General features: G+C 40.6%; 24 protein-coding genes. 8 read left to right on the top strand and 16 right to left on the bottom strand.

The window, feature by feature from the left end; genetic code table 11:
- Positions 1-63 precede the first annotated feature (63 nt).
- The 4 genes from ACEXOE_RS17000 to ACEXOE_RS16985 all read right to left on the bottom strand — a co-directional run bounded on the left by ACEXOE_RS17000 (position 64) and on the right by ACEXOE_RS16985 (position 4,038).
- Positions 64-1,164: a glycoside hydrolase family 5 protein gene (locus tag ACEXOE_RS17000; RefSeq protein ID WP_394750030.1), complete on the bottom strand. Its 1,101-nt coding sequence runs from the start codon at positions 1,162-1,164 to the stop codon at positions 64-66.
- 177 nt (positions 1,165-1,341) lie between these two features.
- Positions 1,342-2,463, bottom strand: coding sequence for a peptidylprolyl isomerase (locus ACEXOE_RS16995; RefSeq protein WP_394750029.1), 1,122 nt, complete (start codon positions 2,461-2,463; stop codon positions 1,342-1,344).
- A gap of 16 nt (positions 2,464-2,479) precedes the next feature.
- Positions 2,480-3,025 carry a gliding motility-associated peptidyl-prolyl isomerase GldI gene (gene gldI, locus ACEXOE_RS16990; RefSeq protein ID WP_394750028.1) on the bottom strand — a complete coding sequence of 182 codons (546 nt, stop codon included), beginning with the start codon at positions 3,023-3,025 and terminating at the stop codon, positions 2,480-2,482.
- Positions 3,022-4,038, bottom strand: a complete 1,017-nt coding sequence (locus ACEXOE_RS16985) for a DHH family phosphoesterase (protein WP_394750027.1) — start codon at positions 4,036-4,038, stop codon at positions 3,022-3,024. Before ACEXOE_RS16985 ends, gldI begins: the two co-directional genes overlap by 4 nt.
- A gap of 188 nt (positions 4,039-4,226) precedes the next feature.
- On the opposite strand from ACEXOE_RS16985, the gene ACEXOE_RS16980 reads away from it, so the two are divergent.
- On the top strand, positions 4,227-5,252 hold the full coding sequence (locus ACEXOE_RS16980) for an alkaline phosphatase D family protein (protein ID WP_394750026.1): 1,026 nt from the start codon (positions 4,227-4,229) through the stop codon (positions 5,250-5,252).
- 49 nt (positions 5,253-5,301) lie between these two features.
- Positions 5,302-5,721 carry a nucleoside-diphosphate kinase gene (locus ACEXOE_RS16975; RefSeq protein ID WP_394750025.1) on the top strand — a complete coding sequence of 140 codons (420 nt, stop codon included), beginning with the start codon at positions 5,302-5,304 and terminating at the stop codon, positions 5,719-5,721.
- Positions 5,722-5,803: 82 nt separating this feature from the next.
- Here the strand turns inward: ACEXOE_RS16975 and ACEXOE_RS16970 are convergent, their stop codons facing one another.
- From ACEXOE_RS16970 to recF, 4 genes are read right to left on the bottom strand one after another with little or no spacing between them, the layout of a single operon-like run.
- On the bottom strand, positions 5,804-6,004 hold the full coding sequence (locus ACEXOE_RS16970) for a hypothetical protein (RefSeq protein ID WP_394750024.1): 201 nt from the start codon (positions 6,002-6,004) through the stop codon (positions 5,804-5,806).
- 27 nt (positions 6,005-6,031) lie between these two features.
- Positions 6,032-6,328 (bottom strand): DUF721 domain-containing protein, encoded by a 297-nt coding sequence (locus ACEXOE_RS16965; protein WP_394750023.1) that lies wholly within the window; start codon positions 6,326-6,328, stop codon positions 6,032-6,034.
- A gap of 2 nt (positions 6,329-6,330) precedes the next feature.
- Positions 6,331-6,750: a hypothetical protein gene (locus tag ACEXOE_RS16960; protein WP_394750022.1), complete on the bottom strand. Its 420-nt coding sequence runs from the start codon at positions 6,748-6,750 to the stop codon at positions 6,331-6,333.
- 4 nt (positions 6,751-6,754) lie between these two features.
- Entirely contained in the window at positions 6,755-7,834 is a 1,080-nt protein-coding gene (gene recF / locus ACEXOE_RS16955) for a DNA replication/repair protein RecF (RefSeq protein WP_394750021.1), read from the bottom strand.
- 191 nt (positions 7,835-8,025) lie between these two features.
- Between recF and ACEXOE_RS16950 the strand changes: the two genes are divergently transcribed.
- The 6 genes from ACEXOE_RS16950 (at position 8,026) to ACEXOE_RS16925 (ending at position 13,254) form a co-directional block, all read left to right on the top strand.
- A complete protein-coding gene (locus tag ACEXOE_RS16950; RefSeq protein WP_394750019.1) occupies positions 8,026-8,787 on the top strand; it encodes a tetratricopeptide repeat protein in 762 nt (253 codons plus the stop codon).
- Positions 8,788-8,789: 2 nt separating this feature from the next.
- Positions 8,790-9,272 carry a 6,7-dimethyl-8-ribityllumazine synthase gene (gene ribH / locus ACEXOE_RS16945; protein WP_394750018.1) on the top strand — a complete coding sequence of 161 codons (483 nt, stop codon included), beginning with the start codon at positions 8,790-8,792 and terminating at the stop codon, positions 9,270-9,272.
- Between the two features lie 132 nt (positions 9,273-9,404).
- Positions 9,405-9,695, top strand: a complete 291-nt coding sequence (locus tag ACEXOE_RS16940; RefSeq protein ID WP_394750017.1) for a riboflavin synthase subunit beta — start codon at positions 9,405-9,407, stop codon at positions 9,693-9,695.
- Positions 9,695-11,542: a DNA mismatch repair endonuclease MutL gene (mutL, locus tag ACEXOE_RS16935; RefSeq protein ID WP_394750016.1), complete on the top strand. Its 1,848-nt coding sequence runs from the start codon at positions 9,695-9,697 to the stop codon at positions 11,540-11,542. Before ACEXOE_RS16940 ends, mutL begins: the two co-directional genes overlap by 1 nt.
- Entirely contained in the window at positions 11,543-12,370 is an 828-nt protein-coding gene (locus ACEXOE_RS16930; protein WP_394750015.1) for a rhomboid family intramembrane serine protease, read from the top strand.
- Between the two features lie 2 nt (positions 12,371-12,372).
- On the top strand, positions 12,373-13,254 hold the full coding sequence (locus ACEXOE_RS16925) for a rhomboid family intramembrane serine protease (protein WP_394750014.1): 882 nt from the start codon (positions 12,373-12,375) through the stop codon (positions 13,252-13,254).
- A gap of 57 nt (positions 13,255-13,311) precedes the next feature.
- On the opposite strand, the gene ACEXOE_RS16920 is transcribed toward ACEXOE_RS16925, so the two are convergent.
- The 8 genes from ACEXOE_RS16920 to ACEXOE_RS16885 form a co-directional block, all read right to left on the bottom strand.
- Positions 13,312-13,647 (bottom strand): DUF6122 family protein, encoded by a 336-nt coding sequence (locus tag ACEXOE_RS16920; RefSeq protein WP_394750013.1) that lies wholly within the window; start codon positions 13,645-13,647, stop codon positions 13,312-13,314.
- The gene (locus ACEXOE_RS16915; RefSeq protein WP_394750012.1) at positions 13,640-14,269 is read right to left on the bottom strand and encodes a WbqC family protein; all 630 of its coding nucleotides are present in this window, start codon (positions 14,267-14,269) and stop codon (positions 13,640-13,642) included. The genes ACEXOE_RS16920 and ACEXOE_RS16915 overlap by 8 nt, the downstream gene beginning before the upstream one ends.
- Positions 14,270-14,300: 31 nt before the next feature.
- Positions 14,301-16,007, bottom strand: coding sequence for a signal peptidase I (gene lepB, locus ACEXOE_RS16910; RefSeq protein WP_394750011.1), 1,707 nt, complete (start codon positions 16,005-16,007; stop codon positions 14,301-14,303).
- A gap of 76 nt (positions 16,008-16,083) precedes the next feature.
- Positions 16,084-16,785: a 4-hydroxy-tetrahydrodipicolinate reductase gene (dapB, locus tag ACEXOE_RS16905; RefSeq protein ID WP_394750010.1), complete on the bottom strand. Its 702-nt coding sequence runs from the start codon at positions 16,783-16,785 to the stop codon at positions 16,084-16,086.
- A 3-nt stretch (positions 16,786-16,788) separates the two neighbouring features.
- Positions 16,789-17,442 (bottom strand): DUF5683 domain-containing protein, encoded by a 654-nt coding sequence (locus ACEXOE_RS16900; RefSeq protein WP_394750009.1) that lies wholly within the window; start codon positions 17,440-17,442, stop codon positions 16,789-16,791.
- Positions 17,435-18,337 carry a ParB/RepB/Spo0J family partition protein gene (locus ACEXOE_RS16895; protein WP_394750008.1) on the bottom strand — a complete coding sequence of 301 codons (903 nt, stop codon included), beginning with the start codon at positions 18,335-18,337 and terminating at the stop codon, positions 17,435-17,437. Before ACEXOE_RS16895 ends, ACEXOE_RS16900 begins: the two co-directional genes overlap by 8 nt.
- On the bottom strand, positions 18,337-19,110 hold the full coding sequence (locus tag ACEXOE_RS16890) for a ParA family protein (protein WP_394750007.1): 774 nt from the start codon (positions 19,108-19,110) through the stop codon (positions 18,337-18,339). The genes ACEXOE_RS16895 and ACEXOE_RS16890 overlap by 1 nt, the downstream gene beginning before the upstream one ends.
- A gap of 334 nt (positions 19,111-19,444) precedes the next feature.
- Positions 19,445-22,288, bottom strand: a complete 2,844-nt coding sequence (locus tag ACEXOE_RS16885) for a M16 family metallopeptidase (RefSeq protein ID WP_394750006.1) — start codon at positions 22,286-22,288, stop codon at positions 19,445-19,447.
- Positions 22,289-22,470: the final 182 nt, after the last annotated feature.

Genomic DNA, 22,470 nt, shown 5'->3' with positions numbered 1-22,470 from the left:
CTAAAATAAAAAAGCCGCTCACAAAAGGGAGCGGCTTTTTTATATCCTTTAAATCAGGGAATATTAGTTGTTGTAATCCGGATTCTTGGCTTTGATTTCTGTACGTACCAATTGCCCTCCTTCTTTGATCATACTCAAAGGCCATTGTCCCTGCCTGCTAGCCCCAGGAACCAATACGGCAGAAGTTTCATCTTTGTCGAATACAGACCAATTGCAATGTGAGATATTATTTTGATCTAGAAAATCCCACCACAATCTACTTTCTGTTGCATCCACTGCACCATCCCCAGTAGCTTGGGTCACCCCGTACTCGGTAACAAAGATGGGAATGTTGTTGTCCAATGCTTGTTGCGCAACATTACGCAGATCTTGTTTGTGTGTTGCGGCATAATAATGCAGGGTATACATTACATTGGGATCGTCTATCGTATTGCCAATGACGTCGGTTACTTCCTGAGAAAAGAACCCCGTTCCGCAAATCACAATATTGTCAGGATCGTGCTCGCGAATGGCGGCTAAAACTTCTTGGTGGTAGGGCTTTAATGTACTGTCCCAAATATTTCTTTCTTCGGGCTCATTATAAGGTTCGTAAATAATATTGGGGAGATCTCCATATCTTTCGGCAACTTCGGAGAAAAAAGCAATGGCCTCCTCGCGTTCGTTCTCAGCATCGTGGCTGTGCCAATCAACAATAACATAGAGTCCTTCAGCAATGGCGGCGTCTATAATAGTAAATGCGTTTTGCCGCTCCCGATCGGGGTTTACCAAAAAACCCATAGGTTCTTGGATGCCAATAGCTGCTCTTACAACATTTATCTGCCAATCTTCTTTAAGCCATGCCACTACATTGGCATTATAAAAGTCACCAGAGTATTGACTCCAAAAAAGTGACATACCGCGCAATTGTACAATTTCGTTGTTTTCATTCCTAATGTCGGTGCCATCAACGCGCAATTGTCCATTAACCCCAACTGATGAATTTGTGGGAGGCGAAGGAGGATTATCGGTTCCTCCGTCATTGGGCGTATCTGTTCCCCCGCCATCCGTGGGCGTGTTGGGTTGTTCTTGGGCCGTAGGTTCCTCTGGTAGCTCTACAGAAGAACTACAGGAAACTCCTGTATATACCAGAATAAGTAATAGCGAACGCAGTAAGATAGTTTTCATAGCAATTGTGATATCGATTTTTTTGTCTAAAATAACGGTAAATCCCTATAGTTAGTACGTAAAATGGAGTAAAACTATGATCAGAAAATGTTAAAAGTGCAGGAGGCGCATAAAAAACGGTTTGTTATAGTTGATTTATAACAAACCGTTTTAAGAATGTGAAATAAAAAAATACGTTTACTCCGCGATATCCAAAATTTCGATATCAAAAATTATATCAGCATTTGGGGGGATTGCTCCTCCGACCCCTTGTTCTCCCCAACCTAGATGTGGAGGGATGAATAAGCGTAATTTATCGCCTACTCTCATGCTCAAAAGTCCTTCTTTAAAACCAGCCGTTAGGTTAGAATCTGTACTAAAGGGCATGGCAGAAGGGGCAAAGCGTCCACTTTGGCGTATGGAAGCCGTGTAACTACTGGCTTCTTCGGCGATTTTTTGCTCGGTTGAGGCAAATAGCGTGGGTTTGCCATCATCCAACCAGCCACTGTAATTTACCAATACCCGCTGCGCCGACGTCGGTTTAGCTCCTTCTCCTTTTTTAAGCGTGTATATTTTTAATCCAGAAGATTGTTCCTGAGCCAATTTCTTTTGTTCGGCCAGCTCTGCTACAAAGGCCAGGCGTCTTTCTTCAATTTTGGCAAGAAGTTCTTCTTCTTCTTTGAAATAATCGCCCATAATTTTAATGGCATCAAATGCCTCGGCATCCGTTCCAATCCGAAGTATCTCAACACTGTTCATAACAATATCTTCCAAAGGTCTGTTTTTAGGGACTTGGGTTTCTACATTGGCGATAACATTGACAACCTCCATGCCTTCGATCACTTCTCCAAAAACCGAATGTTTCCCGTCCCATAACGGTTTGGCGGTATGGGTAATGAAGAACTGACTCCCATTACTTTTAGGTCTTCCTGTATTGGCCATAGAAAGAATGCCTCCTTTGGAATGTCTAAGGGTGTCTACAATTTCATTTTTAAAACTATAACCGGGCGTCCCTGTTCCCGTTCCCGTAGGATCACCTCCCTGAATCATCCAATCCTTGATCACCCGATGAAAAATAAGACCGTCAAAGTATTTTTTTCCTTTTAGGCTGTCACTGACAAAAGGACTGTTTCCTTCGGCCAAGGATACAAAATTGGCTACTGTAATTGGGGTTTGTTCATACGTTAACTGTACTAAAATATCTCCTTTGTTAGTTTTGATGCTTCCATAGATACCATCCGGCAAATCCGTACGTTTTCCAGTATTGCAACTGGTCAACGCAAATAGGAGCAATAGGGATGCTGCAAATAACTTTTTCATTTCAATGAATTTAATTTTAAATACTGTCTTTTTGTTTTTCAATTTTGAGAATCTCAATAGTAGATTTCAAAGGAGTGTTTACTCCAATTTTTTTATTGTCGCCGTGATAGCCATAGCCTAACGAAGAAGGGAAAAGAAAGGTTGCCTTTTCACGCTCTTTTAACAACTTAATACTATTTCTCAGGCCAGGGAATAATTCTTGTTTATCCACTTTATAGGTCACTATCCCAATATCTTCCTGGGAATAAATGGTATCGTTGTCCAAGGTTCGAAGGTCATAGCGAAGGCTGACCAAGTCATCGGTCTGTGGAAGGTAATCTTGCTCCTTGAGCTCAATATCATAATAATACCAGGAGCCATTGGCGCTAGATTGATAGATGTGGATACTATCCTGTACCATAATTTCTTGGATCAATTTTTCTTCCTGGGCCAATAGTTTTTTATTCCGTTCTACCGATTCTTTGATAAAACTCCCTGTTTTTCTTTTTTTAGGGTGCCTTGCTTCGGGACCTTTACAGGAGAACACAAAGCATAGCATGCATAAGAATGCAAAATATTTCATATGGCTAAAGTGTCTTTATAGTTTGCTAAAAGCGTTTTAAAACGGCTAACGGTGTTCTCCAGGGAAATTTCACTTTTTCCTCCGGCAGCATTTTTATGACCCCCACCTTGAAAGTGATGCTGGGCAAATTCGTTTACTGGAAAACTCCCTTCGGATCGAAAGGATATTTTAATAATTCCTTCTTCCCTGTTTTCTATAAAAATAACAGCAAAATAGATACCTTCAAGGGTTAAACCATAATTAACGATTCCTTCGGTATCTCCTTTTTTATAGTGGTAGGTGTCCAATTCTTCCTGACTCAATGTAATATAGGCCGTATGGTACTCTTCTAGAATGACCATATTTTTTAGGGCACAACCCAATAAATGTAACCGATTGGGAGAATTGGTGTCATAGACTAGGTTATTGATTTTGGAATTATCAGCTCCTTTATCCACTAAGTTTGCCGCTACACGTAAGGTAGTACTTGTAGTTGATGCAAATTTAAAAGAACCCGTATCTGTCATAATGCCGGTATAAAGGCAATTGGCAATTTCCGGTGTAATCTTGTCGGTATCTCCTAAAAAATCAATGAAATTATAGACCATCTCGCAGGTGGCGCTCATACTGGGGTCGGAATAGGTGATTTTGGCATAATCTGCCGGGTCCTCATGATGATCGATCATGATAAGATCGGCCTCTGCATTGGCCAATAAAGGTTGCAATTGACCTATTCTGCCCAAATGATTGAAATCCAACGTAAAAATCAGTGTGGCCTCTTGAATATGTTTTTTGGCGGTAGAAGCCTCTTTTTCAAAATTTAATATCTCGGTGGTACCGGGCATCCATTTCAGAAATTTTGGAAGTTCATTGGGAGATATGATCATGGCATTTTGTCCCCTATTTTTTAGGTAGTGCCACAGCCCTAAAGTGGATCCAATGGCATCTCCATCTGGGTTTTTATGCGGAACAATTACTATTTTTTGCGGTACGGAAAGCAAGCTGCGTACAGCCTTAATATCGGTTAAATTCATGGGGGCGAAGATACAATTTTATTCATGAAACCTAGTATTGTAGTATTTCTGATTTTAAGAGAAATCACGAAATGAGAAGATTCTCCTTGGCCTCGTAAATTTTATAAAAAGCTTTACCAAAGCTTTACCTGGCGTTCTGTTTTTATGCCATTGAAAACCTTATTTTTGTGCATCTAGAACGTATAAAAATGAAGAAATACAGTCTATACCTTTGTTTTGTTTTACTATTGTGCACCTGCAAATCCCATCTAACTCCTCTTCCGGAGGATGACACCACCGCGTTTACCATTGCTTTTGGCTCTTGTAACAGACAAGAATTGGAGAATTTGTTATGGGACGATATCTTAAATGAAAAGCCTGATCTTTGGATATGGGGTGGGGATAATATTTATGCAGATACATCTAATAGGGATAGTTTACGATCCATGTATACCGAACAAAACAATATTCAAGGATACCGGAAACTAAAAAATACAGTGCCTGTCATAGGTACCTGGGACGATCATGATTACGGAAAAAATGATGGAGGAGTAGAGTTCCTGGCAAAGAAAGAAAGCCAACAGGAATTTTTGAATTTTATGGGAGTGCCCCAAGATAGTCCAAGGCGACAACGTGAAGGGGTATATGCATCCCATGAATACGCTATAAACGAGCAATGGATCAAAGTAATCGTTCTGGATACACGATATTTTAGAACGGCCCTTAGCCCGGATACGGAAACAAAAAAAAGAAACAAACCAAACCCTTATGGGGAAGGTACGGTATTGGGAGAACAACAATGGAAGTGGTTGGAGTCAGAGTTGATGGACTCCAAAGCCGATTTCAATATTTTAGTGAGTAGTATTCAATTCTTGTCCAATGAACATGGATTTGAAGGATGGGGCAATTTCCCCCATGAGATAGATCGCTTAAAAGCGTTATTGGTATCCTCAAGGGTAAAAGGAGCGTTGTTATTGTCTGGAGATCGACATATTTCTGAATTTTCCAAAACCAATGTACAAGGAATGTCCTATCCCTTGATTGATTTTACGAGTAGCGGCCTCACCCATGCCTATTCAGGATTTACGGAAGAATATAATCCCTTTCGTGTGGGCGAAGTAGTGCACGAGGAGAGTTACGGTGTCTTGGAATTTAATATGAAGCGGAAAAAAATTCGCCTTAAGATGATGGGAGATCAGGGGAAAGTGCTAGGAGTGTTAGAACAATCCTATTAAGTATTGCACATTCATGAATAAAGCGTATTTTTGCGCAAAAATTTACAAAATGACAACGAATAGAACATTTACAATGATTAAGCCCGATGCCGTAGAGAATGGACATATCGGCGCAATCTTGGATAAAATAATATCTGCAGGTTTTGGTATCGTAGCCATGCGTTATACGCAATTGAGCAAGCGGGATGCCGAGGCTTTTTACGCCGTACATAAGGAGCGTCCTTTCTTTGGGGAGTTGGTTGAGTTTATGACCAGGGGACCCATTGTAGCAGCTATTTTAGAGAAAGAAAATGCGGTAGATGATTTTAGAGCGTTGATCGGAGCCACCAATCCGGCTGAAGCTGCTGAGGGGACCATCCGAAAATTATATGCAACTTCTATCGGAGAGAATGCGGTACACGGTTCTGATAGCGATGAAAATGCAGCTATTGAAGGTGCTTTTCACTTCGCAGGAAGAGAAATGTACTAAGAACTATAATACTGTATAGAAAAAGGCCCAATTGCCCATAAGGTAGATTGGGCCTTTTTATATTAAAAATTAGTTGGTTCTGTTAGTTGCTTTTCCGATTTCCGTGTAGGGCTGCAGCATTGGCAGAGGGCAATACAGTGACCGATTCAATATCGTTGGGGTTTAAATCTCCTGCCGCATTTCCCGCATTAAAAGCCCCTCCGCCAATATGTTCCGTATTTTCAAGGGTAAACGGAGAAAATTGGGACATTTTCTTTTTGGATAAGGATTTTCTTTTTTTCATAATACTTTATTTTAGATTTACGAATACTTATCGCAACACCAATTTTTTAACCAGTTCACTGCCCAATTCCTCATTGATCATTGCAATGATTTTGGACCGTCCGAGACCTAACTCCTCCCGCAATACTGAGGAAGATAGGGAGACAAATAAAGTCTCATTGCGGAGTTCTACAGCCGTAGTATAATTATTGACACCATCTCCCATCAGTTTTATCCATGCTTCTCTTGCATTGACCTTGTCCATCCCTTTTTGTAATTTATTTTCTTTGATAAATTCTTGAAGGGCATCGCTCATCGGCAAACCGGTATTCTTTCTTTTAGACATTACTATGGTGTACTATTAATGGGTTGATATCTTTTGTAGGTGTACAATACACTTTCTTCGTTCATGGTCGTAAAACTATTTTCTTGCAATTCCACAAGATCTTCCTTCCATCGTTCAAAGGAGTTGGTATAGTGCATGCTGAACAAACCATCGGTTTCATGAATGGAAAACAAAACGGCGTCGTCCGTGGCGTCATAGGTACCATCAAATTTAGGGCGTAATTTTTTTCTGAACCCCTTTACATCATCAATTTTTATAAAATCAATCGTGGTATTTACGGTATAATCCTTGGATTCCCCATTGGGGAAGCTTACTTTTTCAATTTCCCAATAGCCATTTAGCAGGGATAGGTCTTCTTTTACAATCGTGTTTTTACAACTTGAAAAAAGAAGAAGAATTAAGACGGGCAATGCAGTTTTCAATGACTTAAAGTTTAAAAATTTTATAGGTTTGATGTATGGTCTTTACAATGTTCTCGGTTCTTTCGGCATGGGTATCGCTAATAAAAATCTGTCCAAAATTGGCATCATCCACTAATTGAATGATCTGGGCTACTCTATTTTCATCCAATTTGTCAAAAATATCATCCAATAGTAGGATAGGAGTCGTCTTTGCCTCTTCCTTGATAAAGTTGAACTGGGCCAATTTTAAAGCAATTAAAAAGGACTTCTGTTGCCCTTGGCTCCCAAATTTTTTGATAGGATAATCAGCTATTTTAAAGGAGAGGTCATCTTTATGGATGCCTACACTGGTATATTGTAGGGCACGATCCTTATCCAGGGCATTTTCCAACAAAGTCAACAATTCCTGTTCTTTTAATTTACTATCGTAGGTGAGGCTGACCATTTCCCCTCCTCCCGAAATAGCGGCGTATTGTTCTTTGAAAATGGGAATGAAAACAGCTAAAAAAGCAGCTCTTTTGGTATAGATTTCTGTACCGTAGGCGTGCAGTTGCTCATTGTAAACCGCTAAGGTATTTGGATCAAAAGTATGGTTGACCGCAAAGTATTTTAACAGGGAATTTCGTTGCGCAAGAATCTTATTGTAACGGATCAGGGTGTTTAAATACTCCTTGTCTGATTGTGAAATTACCCCATCTATAAATTTACGTCGTAGCTCACTTCCTTCGGTAATCAAATCCCGATCGGCAGGGGAAATGATCACTAGGGGTAAAAAGCCAATATGATCCGATAATTTATCGTATACCTTCCCATTTCGCTTAATGATTTTTTTCATGCCGCGTTTGAGACTGCATATTATTTTTTCACTTCGGTCATTTTTTTCGAATTCGCCATCCACTACAAAGAAATCTGTGCCATGCTTTATATTCTGACTTGCAACAGGGTTAAAATAACTTTTGCCAAAAGAGAGATGATAAACAGCATCCAAAATATTGGTTTTTCCAATGCCATTGCTACCTACAAAACAATTGATCTTAGTGTCGAACTCAAAGTTTTGGGTCTCAAAGTTCTTATAATTGATAAGTGATAATTTCTTCAGGAACATTCCGTACAATACGAATTTATATGAGACATCGCCAAGCATATACCCTGCTGTTCAAGGCAATTTGGTATCCGTTTTTCGGTCTACTTTAGGTATAATGACTTAGCAAGGTGCAAAATATCCAAAAATAACGAATAAATACCCTTTTGGATTTCAATAAAAACTTTATTTTTGCGCGATTAATAAAATTAACGATGGCTACATATAAGAAGCGAGGTTATAAACCTAAGAACAAAGAAGAGGAAGCTGAGATAGATGTGCAGGACAGTACAACTGCAGAAGTTTTTAGTACCTTGGACGAAGGTGCTTCCAAAACGGAAGAATGGGTTTCCAGAAACCAAAACTATATTCTTGGTGTTATCGGAATAGCTGCTGTCGCTATTTTGGGATATTTGGCCTATGTGCAATTTGTCTCTAAACCCAAGGAAGCGGAAGCTGCCAACGAGATGTATTATCCACAACAATATTTTGATCAGGCCTTAGCCAGTGAGACCGCAAAGGATTCCCTGTTTAACTTGGCTTTGGAAGGAGCCGAAGGGAAATACGGATTTTTAAAGATCATTGAGGAATACAGTGGAACAAAAGCGGCCAACTTGGCCAATTACGCTGCTGGGGTTTCCTATTTAAATATGAAGAATTATCAAAAAGCGATCGAGCATTTGGAGAATTTTTCATCGGATGAAGCTATTCTTGGTGCAATGGCCAAAGGAAATATTGGAAATGCTTTTATGCAATTGGATCAGCCTACAGAGGCTTTAGGATACTATGAAAAGGCCATTTCCCATAGTACCAATGAATTTACCACACCTAAATTTTTGTACAAGGCTGGCGTTACGGCTTTGGAATTGAATCAAAACGATAAAGCCTTAGGGTTTTTTGAAAGAATAAAAGAAGAGTTCCCTTCTTCTGAAGAAGCGCGTACGATCGATGCATTTATTGGAATGGCAAAGAAATAAGTATGGCTACTGCAAATAAGAATTTATCCCTTTACGATAAGACAACGATCCCAAATGCGAAGGACCTTCGGTTTGGGATTGTCGTTTCTGAATGGAATGAACATATTACGGAAGGCCTTTACCAAGGGGCTATGGAAGCTCTTTTGGATTGCGGGGCCCTAGCTACAAATATTGTACGTTGGAATGTTCCCGGAAGTTTTGAACTTACTTTTGGATGCAAAAAAATGTTGGCCACGCAAGAAGTGGACGCGGTCATTGCCATAGGAAGTGTTATTCAAGGGGAAACCAAACATTTTGACTTTGTCTGTAGTGCCACTGCACAAGGAATAAAGGATTTAAATGTGCTCACCGATGTTCCTGTTATTTTTTGCGTGCTTACCGATAATACCGAACAACAGGGTATTGAGCGTAGCGGTGGGAAGCATGGAAACAAAGGAACAGAGGCTGCTATAGCAGCCATTAAAATGGCTGTTCTAGGTCAATAGGCCTGCAAGTTACCTATTTCAACATACTACTTTTAGATCTTGTAGCTACTTTCCCCAAGCTTGTTAACAATTTTTGGCATTGGATGTACGGCATTATTTTTGATTTTAAGTAACTTTGAAATAATCAGTATTATGGGAAAGTTTACAAGATTACGTAAAAACAAAAAGTATAGCTATACGCCTCGTTATTATGACGACAAAGGTGAGGGCAATCCATTTAAGATAGAACATAAACTTGATCAGTATCGAACAAGTATGGATTCCAGAACTGGCCTAAAAGGAAAGTTTAGTAGAGCAATGGATGATTTTCGTTCCACAACGGATGTTGAAGCGAAACGAAGGTTCCTGATTATTTTTGCTATTTTAATTTTTATATTCCTATATATTATAGATTTTGACCTATCTATATTCTTTGGAAAATAATGGCAGATATCATTCAACTCTTACCAGATCATGTTGCCAATCAGATTGCAGCAGGAGAAGTCGTACAAAGGCCTGCATCCGTAGTTAAGGAATTATTGGAAAATGCTATTGATGCCCAAGCTAATACCGTTAAATTAATTATTAAGGATGGAGGGAAAACCCTTATTCAAGTAATTGATGATGGTATTGGTATGACGGTTACCGATGCCCGTTTGAGCTTTGAACGACATGCCACTTCCAAAATAAAAAGTGCCCAAGATTTATTTCAACTGGAAACCAAAGGATTTCGGGGAGAAGCATTGGCTTCCATTGCGGCTATTGCCCATGTGGAAATGCATACCCGGCCTCAAGGAGACGATGTGGGAACACATCTGAGAATAGAAGGGAGTAAAATAGTTTCCCAAGAAGCCATTGCTACTCCTGTAGGAACTTCAATTTCCGTAAAAAATCTATTCTTTAACATCCCGGCCAGACGTAATTTCTTGAAATCCAATTCGGTAGAGTTTCGCCATATTACCGATGAGTTTCACAGAGTGGCCTTGGCACACCCTGATATCGCATTTCATTTGTACAACAATGATAGTGAGCTCTTTAATTTGCCAAAAACCAATTTTAGAAAACGTATCGTTCATACTTTTGGCAATAAGACCAATCCGAAATTAGTACCGGTACAAGAAGATACTCAGGTCATCCGTATCGAAGGCTTTATTGTAAAACCCGAATTTGCAAAAAAGAGTAGGGGGGAGCAGTTTTTTTTTGTGAATGACAGATTTATTAAAAGTTCGTATCTGCATCATGCTGTTGCCGCGGCATTTGAAGGCTTGATCAAACCGGGACATCAACCCGGGTATTTTTTGAATCTGACTGTGGATCCTGCCTCCATTGATATCAATATACACCCTACAAAGACAGAAATTAAGTTTGATGACGAGCATACGCTTTATGCCATCCTCCGATCAACCGTGAAGCATAGCTTAGGGCAGTTTAATGTTGCTCCGGCGCTGGATTTTGAACAAGATCAAAATCTGGAAACACCCTATGCCTATCAAAGCAAGGCGGTAACGCTACCTGGAGTTAGTGTGGATGCCAATTTTAATCCTTTTAAAGAAGAAACCGGAAAGACCTTTGCAAAGGCCTCCTATAGCAAACCCCAAACCAAATCATGGGAAAGTATGTATGTGGGGCTAGAATCGGAAGTAGGTAAAGAAACCGATTTTGAAAGTGTACGTTTTGAATCTGATGTGATCAGTGGAACCATTTTTGACGGAGATCAAGAAGCTTTGGAAACCGTAACCACTACCTTTCAATTACGGCGTAAGTATATTGTGACGACCATAAAATCTGGAATGGTGGTCATTGATCAAAATAGAGCGCATCAACGGGTGCTCTATGAAAAATTCTTAAAAAATATAACCATTAAAGAAGCCATGAGTCAACAATTGCTTTTTCCCTTGGAATTATCATTTTCCAAAATGGAAATGGCCATTATTCATGAAATAAAAGATAGTCTTAGCCATATTGGTTTTATCTTTAGCCATATTGCGGAAGAAACCGTCACCATTACTGGAGTACCCTTGACCGTTGCGGAAAGTGAAGTGGCTATGGTCATCGATCAGTTGTTGTTTGATCATCAACAAGAAGTGGAAGATGGTTTTTCACAGACCGATATGCTGTCCAAGACCCTTTCCAAGACCTTATCTGTGAAAACAGGGGAGCAATTGGATGATCGTTCGCAATTGGCCTTGGTCAATGACCTGTTTGCCTGTAAAGAGTCTAGGATTAGCCCATTTAATAAGCCTATTTATATTACCATAACGGAAAATGATATTGATAAAAAATTTATTTAGATGCTTCGAATAACGGAAACGGTAAAACATTTGATTATTATTAATGTCCTCTTCTGGATAGCTACATTGACTATAGGGGCCAATGGGGAAGTTTTCAATAATCTGTTTGCATTGCATTTTCCCAAAAATGATTCTTTCGGTATTTGGCAGTTTTTTAGTCATATGTTTATGCATGCGTCCTACGGAATCACCCCTACTGGAGGATACGGTATTGCAACGCAGCATATCCTCTATAATATGTTTGCTTTATGGATGTTTGGAAGTGCTGTTGAGGGAGCCTTTGGGAAGAGTAAATTTATCTTTTTTTATATTTCAGCAGGTTTGGGAGGTGCGTTATTGACCTTGGGAATAGACTATGCCAACTTTTTAACCACCATGTCCGATTTATCCGTGGGGATAGACCCCAATGCTATGGAGGAGATATTGGCGATTAATTCAGGAAATGGAGAAGGTTACTTTACGGGAGAGAATTTCTTCAAATACTTACGCCCTATCGCGGAAACGTATAATTTGGCATTGACTCCCGCCGACATAGGAACGCTTTTTGAGTTAAATGTCATAAACCATAAGAGGATGTTAGGAGCTTCAGGAGCAATTTCTGGGATTATGGCCGCATTTGCTTTTATGTTCCCCAATACACGTCTTTTCCCCATACCCCTAAAAGCCAAACATTTTATTCCCCTTATGTTTGTAGGGGATTTGTATTTTGGTTTTAGTGGATCTGGTTCGGGTGTCGCCTATTTCGCGCATATCGGAGGGGCCTTGTTTGGTCTATTTATGGTATGGTATTGGAAAAAGAATCAGTTTAATAATAATCGTTGGAATTAAGCATGAGTACGGGAGGTATACGTTATCAATATGCAAGACTTAGTATCGCTGAAAAACTTATAGTGATCAATCTGGGCGTTTTTATCATAAACGGCCTTATCCCCTTTTTGTTCAACCTGCCTCCAGACAGTATTGAGCAATGGTTTTCCCTTCCCAAGGATTTCTTTGATTTTATTTTAAAACCTTGGTCAATCTTAACCTATTCCTTTTTCCATGGCGGGTTTTTTCACCTTTTTTGGAATATGCTCATTTTGTATATGATGGGAAGGATTTTCTTGAACCTGTTCGATGGACGCCGTTTTCTGAATGTATATTTCTTAGGCGCTATACTTGGAGGTCTTGTTTTTCTTTTAGGCTATAATATTTTTCCGGCAGTTATTGGGATAAATGCTATTTTGATCGGAGCCTCCGCCAGCGTTATGGCTATTGTACTCTTTGTGGCCACTTACATTCCCAATAGTGAAATACGACTGATTTTCTTCAATATAAAACTATGGCAATTTGCTGCATTTTTTGTGATATCGGACCTTATTCAGATTCCAACAGATGGTAATGTTGGGGGACATTTTGCCCATTTGGGCGGTGCACTCCTGGGGTATATGTATGCCCGACAATTGACCAAGGGGAGGGACATTGGAGAGGGTTTTTCCAAATTTATGGATGGAATCTCCAATCTCTTTAAGAAAAAAGAAAAGAAAGCTCCTTTGAAAACAGTATACCGCAATCAGAAGAGCAATAGTAAAGTCCGCATGTCCAAAGATTATGATAAGGAAAGTCATCAGCGTAAAGTAGACATCATTTTGGATAAGATTAGTAAGTCGGGTTACGAAAGTTTGTCCAAGGCAGAGAAAGACTTTCTTTTTAAGGCTGGGAAAGAAAATTAGTACGCTTCGTGATACCTACTCTTTTGGGTGGGGCAGAGGACGAAATTCGATGTGTTCTCAAAAGTACCCTCCTTCTATTTCAGATAGGATAAAATAACAATCCATAAGGTCGGCAAGCATATGGATAAGGAAGGCAATGCCCCAAATCCGCGTTTTCTTAAAGAATAGTAGACCAACGTATAACCCCATGGCCCAATAGGTATGCAGGGGGTGGAATGCAATGCTACAACGCAGCGGATCAAAGATTGGGGTGGCCAATACATGATCTAGATCCAGTACAATGCCCAAGAGTAAGATAAGAATGGCTTTGGGTCTATTTTTTTTATAAAAAATCAGGCCAATGAGAATGGGGAGTAAAAAGTGAATACCGTAATGTGCCAGAAACCTAAGCATCTAAGGGACTTAAATTTTGTTGCTGTAAATAAGATAAGGCATTGGTGCCTTCATTGAACAATAGGTCCAAAACACTGGTGTTTTCCACAAAGCCATGTTTGCTCTGGAATACCTGTGTATATTCTTCCTGTGTGAAAGCATAAGCTGTTTTTGCATTCGCCAACGTACGACCATCCAATAGGGTGCTTATTTTTTCAAAAGAGATGGTCTTTTCGGTAGGCATGTCTATTTGTAGACATTCGCAAAGTACAGCGATACTTTCCAAATTAAAATCCAACAGGTAGGTGAAGCTTTTGGTATATAGGGGGGCAATTTCATCTTCGTAGAACTCAAAAAAAGGAGAGGTCCTATAAGCGGTCTCTAAAGTGCGCCAGTGTTGACGTTGCCAAGCGTAGCTATTGTCCAGCTTTACATTCTTATACAATTGCTTGCCTTTTGCTTTTCCCACATGTTGAATAGGAATATTGAGCATATGCTTCCCTCGGTCGGTACAAATATAGGCGCGATTTCTATAGGTTTGCTTCTGATAATTATCGGCCACTTCCCATATAACATCATGTTGCACCATAGCGGCAAAACTTGCAATATTTGGGCAATATGTAGGATGAAGCAAAATTTTCAAAAAAGCATCTTATTTTTAGGAGATACAAGGCTTATTCTTCTGCTTTCTTTCTCTTCCTTTTTCTAAAGAAATCAAAAACAAACCAACCGGCCAACAGTATCAGGAAATATTTAAAATAGGAATGGGGTTCGCCATCTCCACTTACTGTGGTAAAGAAACGTTCCCATCTGGGTTTCCAATTCGAGAAACCATCAGCAAAACCTTCGATGCTCATCCAAATGAACACCGGTTTTCCAACAATATGGTTCTCCGGCACAAAACCCCAGAATCTACTGTCCTCGGAGCGTTGACGATTGTCTCCCATCATCCAATAATAATCTTGTTTAAAGGTATAAGTATCGGCCACTTCCCCGTTAATGCGAATCTGATTGCCAGAAACGCTAATAGTGTTGTGTTCATAATCGCGAATAATCTTCTTGTACAAGGGCAACACTTTTACGTTCAGGGGAACTGTAGCTCCCGCCTTGGGAATATAAATGGCCCCAAAATTATCGATATTCCAAGCGTAATCACTACTTTGGGGAAAAGTGTTGAATTGCGATACTCCTGCAGATTCCAATTGTTTTACTACAGAGTCGATCGCTGCGTTGTTTCTAAGGGCGGCTGCGGCCTTATCCGTTAGAAATACCGTGCGATTTCTTCCTGTTTCTTCTTTTACAGAGAGGCGCAATTCTCGTCTAACATCGGCAGGAATACCATAATGTTTGGTATGGATGCGAACGGCATTGTTAGGAGCTGGACTAAAGCCTTGCGCATATTTTTGAAGTGCATTGGCCTGATTTTGATTTAAAGAAGAGGTGATGAAGGTTCTACTGAAATCCGTAATGCCCGTCTCTAAAAGCAATTTGCTGGAAACTCCTTTTTGGGCATATACCGTGTGATTGTATAGGGGTTTGGCTCTGTCCGGAAGCTCAATTTGTTTTCCGTTGACATGTACATAACCCTCTATAATAGACAAAGAATCTCCGGGAAGGCCTACACAACGTTTTACGTAATTGGACTTTTTATCAATGGGCTTTTTAACACCTTTTTCCTGTTTAAAAAAGATACGGACCGTATCTGCCGGCCAACTGAATACCACAATATCATTGTGTTTGATCTTCTGAAAACCGGGCAATCTAAAGTAGGGCAATTGGGGTTTGTTCAAATAGGAACGTTTCCCGATAACAGGGATCGTATCATGCACCATAGGGGCCGCAACGGTCGTCATGGGTGTTCGGGCACCATAATGGAATTTACTTACAAACAAAAAATCCCCTACCATTAAGGTATTTTCCAAAGAAGAAGTAGGAATTACATAGGGTTGCATAAAATAGGTGTGTACCAAAGTAGCGGCAACGATGGCAAACACGATGGAGCTTACCCATTCCCCAACGCCAGATCGAGGTTTTAAACTACGATCTTCGATATAGGTAACATCTTGGGTATAGTTGATATAGTAAGTATAGAAACCTAGGGTCAATAATACCGCCCAAGTGTCCGTAAGGCTATTTTTTCCAAAACTGCGAATGGTCTCTACCCAAACTACTGGAAACATCAATAGATTGATGATCGGGATAAACAAGAGCACCACCCACCATTTGGGTCTATTGATGATCTGCATCAATACTACTGCATTGTATATGGGAATGGCGGCTTCCCAGGCCTTTCTTCCTGCTTTTACATATAATTTCCAGGTGCCCAGAAAATGAATGACCTGCACGATCAATATAAAAATAATCCATTCAGTGCTGTTCATAGAATGTTAGTTTTGCGATTGATTCCCAAATTGGTCTTTATGAAAAAGGACTTGGGATACTCTTTGTTTAATGCTTTTATGTTAGGTTCAATACATCTTTCATGCTAAATACCCCTGCCTTGCCAATGATCCACTCTGCGGCAATGACAGCACCTAAGGCAAACCCTTCCCGGTTATGTGCCGTGTGTTTAATGTCAATGCTATCTATTGTGCTTTCATAGGAGACCGTATGCGTTCCCGGTACTTTTTCAATGCGCTTGGCAGTAATGGGAATTTCTGTGACGCTACCTTGGTCCAATTGCCAAGCTGTATAGCGGCTATTGGCGATGACGCCTTCGGCCAAACTGATGGCAGTACCACTGGGAGCATCCAGTTTTTGTGTATGGTGAATTTCTTCCATGGAAACCTGGTACTGATCCAAATGTTGCATCATTTTGGCCAAATAGGCATTCAATTCAAAAAAGATATTCACTCCCAAGCTAAAATTGGAGGCATAGATCATAGCTCCTTGCTGCGTTTCGCAAAGGGCAACCGCTTCCTCATACCGATTCAGCCAGCCTGTAGTACCGGAAATAACAGGCACATTATGGGTCAGGCAGCCTTTGATATTATCAAAAGCGGCATTGGGCATACTAAAATCTATAGCCACATCAAAGGCAGAATAATCAATGGATTCCGTATCCATATCTATTTTGGCAACAATGGTATGGTTTCTTTGTTGGGCAATTTTCTCAATCATTTTTCCCATTTTCCCATATCCAAATAAGGCAATCTTCATGTATTAAAACTTTACGGTTAACGCCATTCCATATACGGGATTGGCAGTTATGGGATCTAAATTAATATAGGGATTGAACTCCATATCCATACTTAGATCCTCACTAATATTAAATTGTTTCAAGTGGGCATCCACATTGGCATCGATGACATTGAGGACATATAGTCCCACGGTGATTAAAAGGGCGAGATCCCTACTGCGTTGAAAGCGTTCTTGTTGATTTTGCAATACCTGATCGGAAAAATCGGGGGCCGAACCTGGGGCATTATCCATATTGATGTCAAAAAAGATGTCATCCGTAAAGCCGGCTCTCCTTCTTTTAAAAGCATCCCTAAAGAGGTTATAGTTGTCATTATTGACAATATATTGATTGATTCCTATGCCCAGGGCAATGTAGACTATGGGAACCTTCCAATACCGTTTGTTGTAAATCTGTCCCAGTCCGGGAAATACGGCTGAATAAAAAGCAGCTTTACTAGGAGCCAGAGGATTTACTTTGGTGTTTTTTTTGCGGATACCCTCATCAATAAAAATTCCTTCTTCTTGCAAATCTCGTTCCAAAGAATCCAGTTCTTGATCAGGCTTTTTCTCTTCCTGGGCCATGCCCATTCCTGTGAAAAGCAGTACGAAAACAAAAAGAGAAAGAATTTTATTCACCAGTAATCAATTTTTGTATTCGCAAAAATTCTTCTTTGGAGGCAAAGGGAATCGTAATTTTTCCTTTTCCTTTTTCGGTAGAATTGATAATTGTTTTTACGGAAAGATAATCGTTGATGGTTTTTGTTCCGCTATGGATGAAATCGGGGCTTTTACTGGACTTCTTAGATGCCTTTGTTGTATCCGGCCCTTCATGATAGGCCTTTACCGCTCTTTCGGTATCTCGAACGGAGAGGCGTTCCCCAACAATCTTTTCGTAAAGCGCAATCTGATCTTCTTTTTTCTCAATATTGACCAACGCCCTTCCATGTCCCATGGACACAAAACCATCGCGAATTCCGGTTTGGATAATGGGATCTAATCGCAAAAGACGCAGGTAATTGGTAATTGTAGATCGTTTTTTTCCGACACGATCACTCATTTTTTCCTGGGTCAATTGGATTTCATCGATCAGGCGTTGATAGGATAGGGCAATTTCAATGGGGTCTAGATCTTGCCGTTGGATATTTTCCACCAAGGCCATTTCCAAGGATTCCTGATCATTGGCAATACGGATATAGGCAGGAATGGTTTCTAAACCTACTAATTTAGAGGCCCTGAAACGGCGTTCTCCAGAAACCAATTGATAGGTGTTAAAATCTATTTTACGCACGGTAATGGGCTGTATTACCCCTAATTCCCGGATAGACGTAGCCAGTTCTTCCAAGGCTTCGTCATTAAAATTGGAGCGCGGTTGAAACGGATTTACTTCAATGGCTCCCAATTCCAATTCCACAATATTCCCTACTACCTTATCGGCATTCTTATCCGATACCGATTGTATATCGTTATCGGGATCCTTTAACAGGGCAGATAGGCCTCTTCCCAGCGCTTGTTTTTTTGTTGCTTTCGCCATTATACTTTCTCCTTATTCTTCTTCAATACTTCATTGGCCAAGTTTAGATAATTGGCCGCTCCTTTGCTGCTTGCGTCATATTTAATGATGCTTTCCCCATAACTGGGGGCTTCGCTTAAACGCACATTCCGCTGGATAATGGTATCGAATACCATATCGCTAAAGTGCTTTTTTACTTCTTCCACTACCTGATTGGATAATCGCAGTCTAGAATCGAACATGGTCAACAATAAGCCTTCGATATCCAATTCCGAATTGTGTATTTTTTGAACGCTCTTGATCGTATTCAGTAATTTTCCCAAACCTTCCAACGCAAAATACTCGCATTGGATAGGGATGATGACAGAATCTGCCGCCGTTAGCGCATTTAATGTCAGTAAGCCAAGGGAAGGTGCGCAATCGATTAGAATGTAATCATATTCATTTCGCAGGGCATCAATGGCTTTTTTCAGCATATATTCCCGTTGATCCTTGTCCACCAATTCTATTTCAATGGCTACAAGGTCAATATGGGAAGGAATAAGATCTACATTTGGCGATGAGGTAGATAGGATGGTTTCCTTGGCACTCTTGGTATGTTCCAGCAGTTGGTAGGTACCGTTTTCCACGCCATCTACCTCAATACCTAAGCCTGAGGTGGCGTTGGCTTGCGGATCTGCATCGATCAATAACACTTTTTTTTCCAGAACACCTAGCGAGGCTGCTAAATTTACCGTAGTGGTGGTTTTTCCCACTCCGCCTTTCTGATTTGCTATAGCAATAATCTTGCCCATGTGGTAGTAAGTTAGGGGTTAAAAATACAACTATTTACAATGCTAAAAAATGTATTTTGTTAACAGTTCGTGAACAAGCGGGGCATTCCATGTTAAAAGGCGTTAAAGTTTTGTGAATTAGAGGCTTAACAGAGTTTGCTTAAATAGACTCTTTGCTTTTTTTCGACGAACGGCAGCATTTGTTTCCAAGGCAAGTGAAATTCTCCCCTATAAATTGATAAGAAGGAGCTTTTATATGCAAGCCGCTATCCTAATAAAAAAACCTCGAATCCTAGGATTCGAGGTTTCTACTCATGTTGCTGTAAGACCGCTATATTGGTCTTGTTCAATAGGATTACTGATCTTCCGGCAGGTGGATTCCTGTGATATAGCCTTTGGTCAGGTATTTTTTAGCCACTTTGTGAATGTCGTCCTTGCTCAGGGCCTTCACTTTTTCTTCAAAGCTGCTATTGTCTTCAATATTTCTTTTTTGATAATCCTTGGCGCGCAAGTTCCTTAGCCAAAAGCGATTTTGCTTTAAGTTTTCTTTGCGTTTCAACAATTGGGATTCCTTGATTTTAGCCAGATCTTTGTCGGTTGGTCCGTTTTCAATGACCTTATTGACCTCGGCAATGGCGGCCGCCTTAAGTTTATCCACGTTTTCAGGACCACAAGGGAAGCTAATGGAAAAATTGAAGGAACCATAGGGGATCTTGTTCATACTACCCCTAGCGCCAACGCCGTATACACCCGATTCTTCTTCCCGTAGTTTTTCAATGAGTTTAATGGAAAGAATTTCACCCAGACTGGCCAAATAATAGGACTCTTTGCTGTCATAGGAGGTTTCTCCGGTCCAGATCAAATTCACCAAACTCTTGGGATCTTTTCCCTTCTTTACGATTTTTTCATGGGAACCGCTCAAGGGGCGGAAAGAAGAGACCTTGTAACTTTCATTGCTATTTTTTCCAGGGAGACTGGCCAAGTAAGTGGCGGCATATTCCTTGAGTTTTGCAGGATCGATATTCCCTACAAAATAGAAGTTAAAATCCCCGGCATCGGCAAAACGCTCCTGATATTTCTTATAGGCCAAATCATAATCGGCGGCATCCATGGCTGCTGCGGTCGGGAAGCCTACATATCTGGGGTTGCCCTGATTTCTGAATTTCCCCATTTCATTTTGATAGTAGAACTGTGGATTGGACAAGAGGTTGGTCAAAAATCCTTTCTGCTTGTCCGTATAGGATTTAAAGGCAGCGTCATCTTTGTTTAATTTGGTAAAATACAAATGCACCAATTGAAATAGGGTTTCCAAATCTTTGGGGGTCGTACTTCCATTGAAGCCCTCGTTAAGTGCTCCGATAAAAGGGTTTACACGCACAATTTTTCCAGTAAGTACCTTATTGAGGTCGTTGAGGTTAAGGCCGTCTACCCCAGCTTGGGAAAGCCCGCCATTGGCAAATACGGTGCGTTTAAAATCTTCATCACTGTAGAGGGAAGACCCTCCAAAACTAAAGGAGTCAAACAGAATCTCGTCATTTTTAAAGTCGGTTACCTTATAAGTTACCTTGGCGCCATTGCTCAAGGTTAATTCGGTGTATCCTAAGGCCTCATTGATCGTTTCCTTAGTGATGCTTCCTTTGGCAGGTGTTTCGGTCATTAAGGCAGATCGAATGCTTTTGTCCTCATACGGGGCAATATCTTTGGAAGCCTCAATGGCACCCAGTATGCTTAAGATTTCTTCTTCCTTCACTTTCTTTAAGGCCTCTTTTTCAGGGCCGGTCAAAATAATGACCCGGTTGTCCTTATGTAAAAAGCTATTGATCAAATCATTGACCTGATCGATTTTTACATTTTTGAGCTCGTTCTTGTAGAATTCATAATCCCATTCCACGCTTACCATGGGAGATTTTTCTAAGTAATTGTTGACATAAGCGCCAATAATTCTGTTGGATTCCCTTTTATCCTTGTCTTTGAAAGCACGTTCCTTACGCGCCATGATGTCCTTTTTGGCGCGCTCAAATTCTCCAGCCTGGAACCCATAGCGTTTTACCCGCTCGTTTTCGGTCAATAAGGCCCGTAAAGCGTCCATTTGCCCCGTTTCACTGGTCATGGCGGAAGATTGATAGGCCTCCTTGGTACGGGAAAAAGTACCTCCATGAAAGGAGAAACCGAAAACGAATGGGGGGTTGTTCCCATTGCGAAGTTCATCCAAACGATTATTGATCATTTGGGCAAAGAGTCCTTTCACCATAGCTTTTTTATAATCTCCTACGGTTTGTAGGGGTTTTGGCTCTGCTCCATCCTTGTACAGCACCTGTACCCGTGTAAAACTCGCCTCCTTGTCCGATTCTACGGCAACAAAGGTTTCGTCGTGATTAGGGACTTTGGAAATTTCACGAGGTCTGGGGTTTTTAGCCGCGGGCTGCTTCCCGAAATGGGACTTGATCTTTTTTTCCAATTCGGCCACATCCAAATCCCCAACAGCAACTACGGCCATAAGGTCTGGACGGTACCAATCGTCCCGAAATCTACGTAGACTTTCATAGGTGAAGTTTTCTATACTTTCCTTAGTACCAATAGGAAGGCGATCCGCATATTTGGATCCGTACATCATTTTGGGCAAATAGCCTGCACGCATGCGTTCATCCGCTCCGAGACCCAAGCGGTATTCTTCCAATACCACCCCGCGCTCTTCGTCAATATCTTTTTCGGTCAATGAAGTATTAAAGGCCCAATCTTCCAAAATTTGAAAGCCTTTTTCCAGTTTTTCCGGGTCATTGCTGGGAATGGGAAGAATGTAGACGGTTTCATCAAAACTGGTATAGGCATTTAAATCGGCCCCAAATTCTACCCCAATGCTCTGAAGGTAATCTACAATTTCATTTTTCTTGAAATTTTTGGTACCGTTAAAATTCATGTGTTCCATAAAATGGGCAAGGCCCAATTGGTCATCATCTTCCAAAATGGAACCTGCATTGACGACAAGTCGCAGCTCGACTTTATCTTCTGGTTTTCCATTGTTTCTGATGTAATACGTTAAGCCGTTGGAAAGCGTTCCTACTTTAACGTTGGGGTCTTTGGGAATCTCATCACTGTCAATTTTCCCACTGATTTGCTGGTCTGGTGCTTTGGTGATTTGGGCCGTAGTGCCCACTACGAAGCATGCCGTAGCGAGTAGCCCTAGGAGATAGTGTTTCATTTGTTTTTCTTGAATTAGTCTGTTAGAAAATACTCTAAAATCGGGCTTAATTCTAAAAAAGGCTGTTAACAAAGCGTTAAATAACATGGGTTCGATGGAAAAAACCCTTGATGTTCAGGGATATACAAAAAAGTATTGCCGAGTTGATCTTAGGTCTCGACTGCGCTCGACCTGACATTTAT

The sequence above is a fragment of the Spongiimicrobium salis genome, from assembly GCF_043678055.1.
Classification (GTDB): Bacteria; Bacteroidota; Bacteroidia; order Flavobacteriales; family Flavobacteriaceae; genus Spongiimicrobium; species Spongiimicrobium salis.
The sequence above is the reverse complement of the archived record's forward strand: the minus strand, read 5'-3'. Positions and strand labels throughout refer to the sequence as shown.

Coding starts and splice junctions, on each gene's coding strand:
- ACEXOE_RS17000 (WP_394750030.1), bottom strand. CDS start 1,164: ATGAAAACTATCTTACTGCGTTCGCTATTACTTATTCTGGTATATACA.
- ACEXOE_RS16995 (WP_394750029.1), bottom strand. CDS start 2,463: ATGAAAAAGTTATTTGCAGCATCCCTATTGCTCCTATTTGCGTTGACC.
- gldI (WP_394750028.1), bottom strand. CDS start 3,025: ATGAAATATTTTGCATTCTTATGCATGCTATGCTTTGTGTTCTCCTGT.
- ACEXOE_RS16985 (WP_394750027.1), bottom strand. CDS start 4,038: ATGAATTTAACCGATATTAAGGCTGTACGCAGCTTGCTTTCCGTACCG.
- ACEXOE_RS16980 (WP_394750026.1), top strand. CDS start 4,227: ATGAAGAAATACAGTCTATACCTTTGTTTTGTTTTACTATTGTGCACC.
- ACEXOE_RS16975 (WP_394750025.1), top strand. CDS start 5,302: ATGACAACGAATAGAACATTTACAATGATTAAGCCCGATGCCGTAGAG.
- ACEXOE_RS16970 (WP_394750024.1), bottom strand. CDS start 6,004: ATGAAAAAAAGAAAATCCTTATCCAAAAAGAAAATGTCCCAATTTTCT.
- ACEXOE_RS16965 (WP_394750023.1), bottom strand. CDS start 6,328: ATGTCTAAAAGAAAGAATACCGGTTTGCCGATGAGCGATGCCCTTCAA.
- recF (WP_394750021.1), bottom strand. CDS start 7,834: ATGTTCCTGAAGAAATTATCACTTATCAATTATAAGAACTTTGAGACC.
- ACEXOE_RS16950 (WP_394750019.1), top strand. CDS start 8,026: ATGGCTACATATAAGAAGCGAGGTTATAAACCTAAGAACAAAGAAGAG.
- ribH (WP_394750018.1), top strand. CDS start 8,790: ATGGCTACTGCAAATAAGAATTTATCCCTTTACGATAAGACAACGATC.
- ACEXOE_RS16940 (WP_394750017.1), top strand. CDS start 9,405: ATGGGAAAGTTTACAAGATTACGTAAAAACAAAAAGTATAGCTATACG.
- mutL (WP_394750016.1), top strand. CDS start 9,695: ATGGCAGATATCATTCAACTCTTACCAGATCATGTTGCCAATCAGATT.
- ACEXOE_RS16930 (WP_394750015.1), top strand. CDS start 11,543: ATGCTTCGAATAACGGAAACGGTAAAACATTTGATTATTATTAATGTC.
- ACEXOE_RS16925 (WP_394750014.1), top strand. CDS start 12,373: ATGAGTACGGGAGGTATACGTTATCAATATGCAAGACTTAGTATCGCT.
- ACEXOE_RS16920 (WP_394750013.1), bottom strand. CDS start 13,647: ATGCTTAGGTTTCTGGCACATTACGGTATTCACTTTTTACTCCCCATT.
- lepB (WP_394750011.1), bottom strand. CDS start 16,007: ATGAACAGCACTGAATGGATTATTTTTATATTGATCGTGCAGGTCATT.
- dapB (WP_394750010.1), bottom strand. CDS start 16,785: ATGAAGATTGCCTTATTTGGATATGGGAAAATGGGAAAAATGATTGAG.
- ACEXOE_RS16895 (WP_394750008.1), bottom strand. CDS start 18,337: ATGGCGAAAGCAACAAAAAAACAAGCGCTGGGAAGAGGCCTATCTGCC.
- ACEXOE_RS16890 (WP_394750007.1), bottom strand. CDS start 19,110: ATGGGCAAGATTATTGCTATAGCAAATCAGAAAGGCGGAGTGGGAAAA.
- ACEXOE_RS16885 (WP_394750006.1), bottom strand. CDS start 22,288: ATGAAACACTATCTCCTAGGGCTACTCGCTACGGCATGCTTCGTAGTG.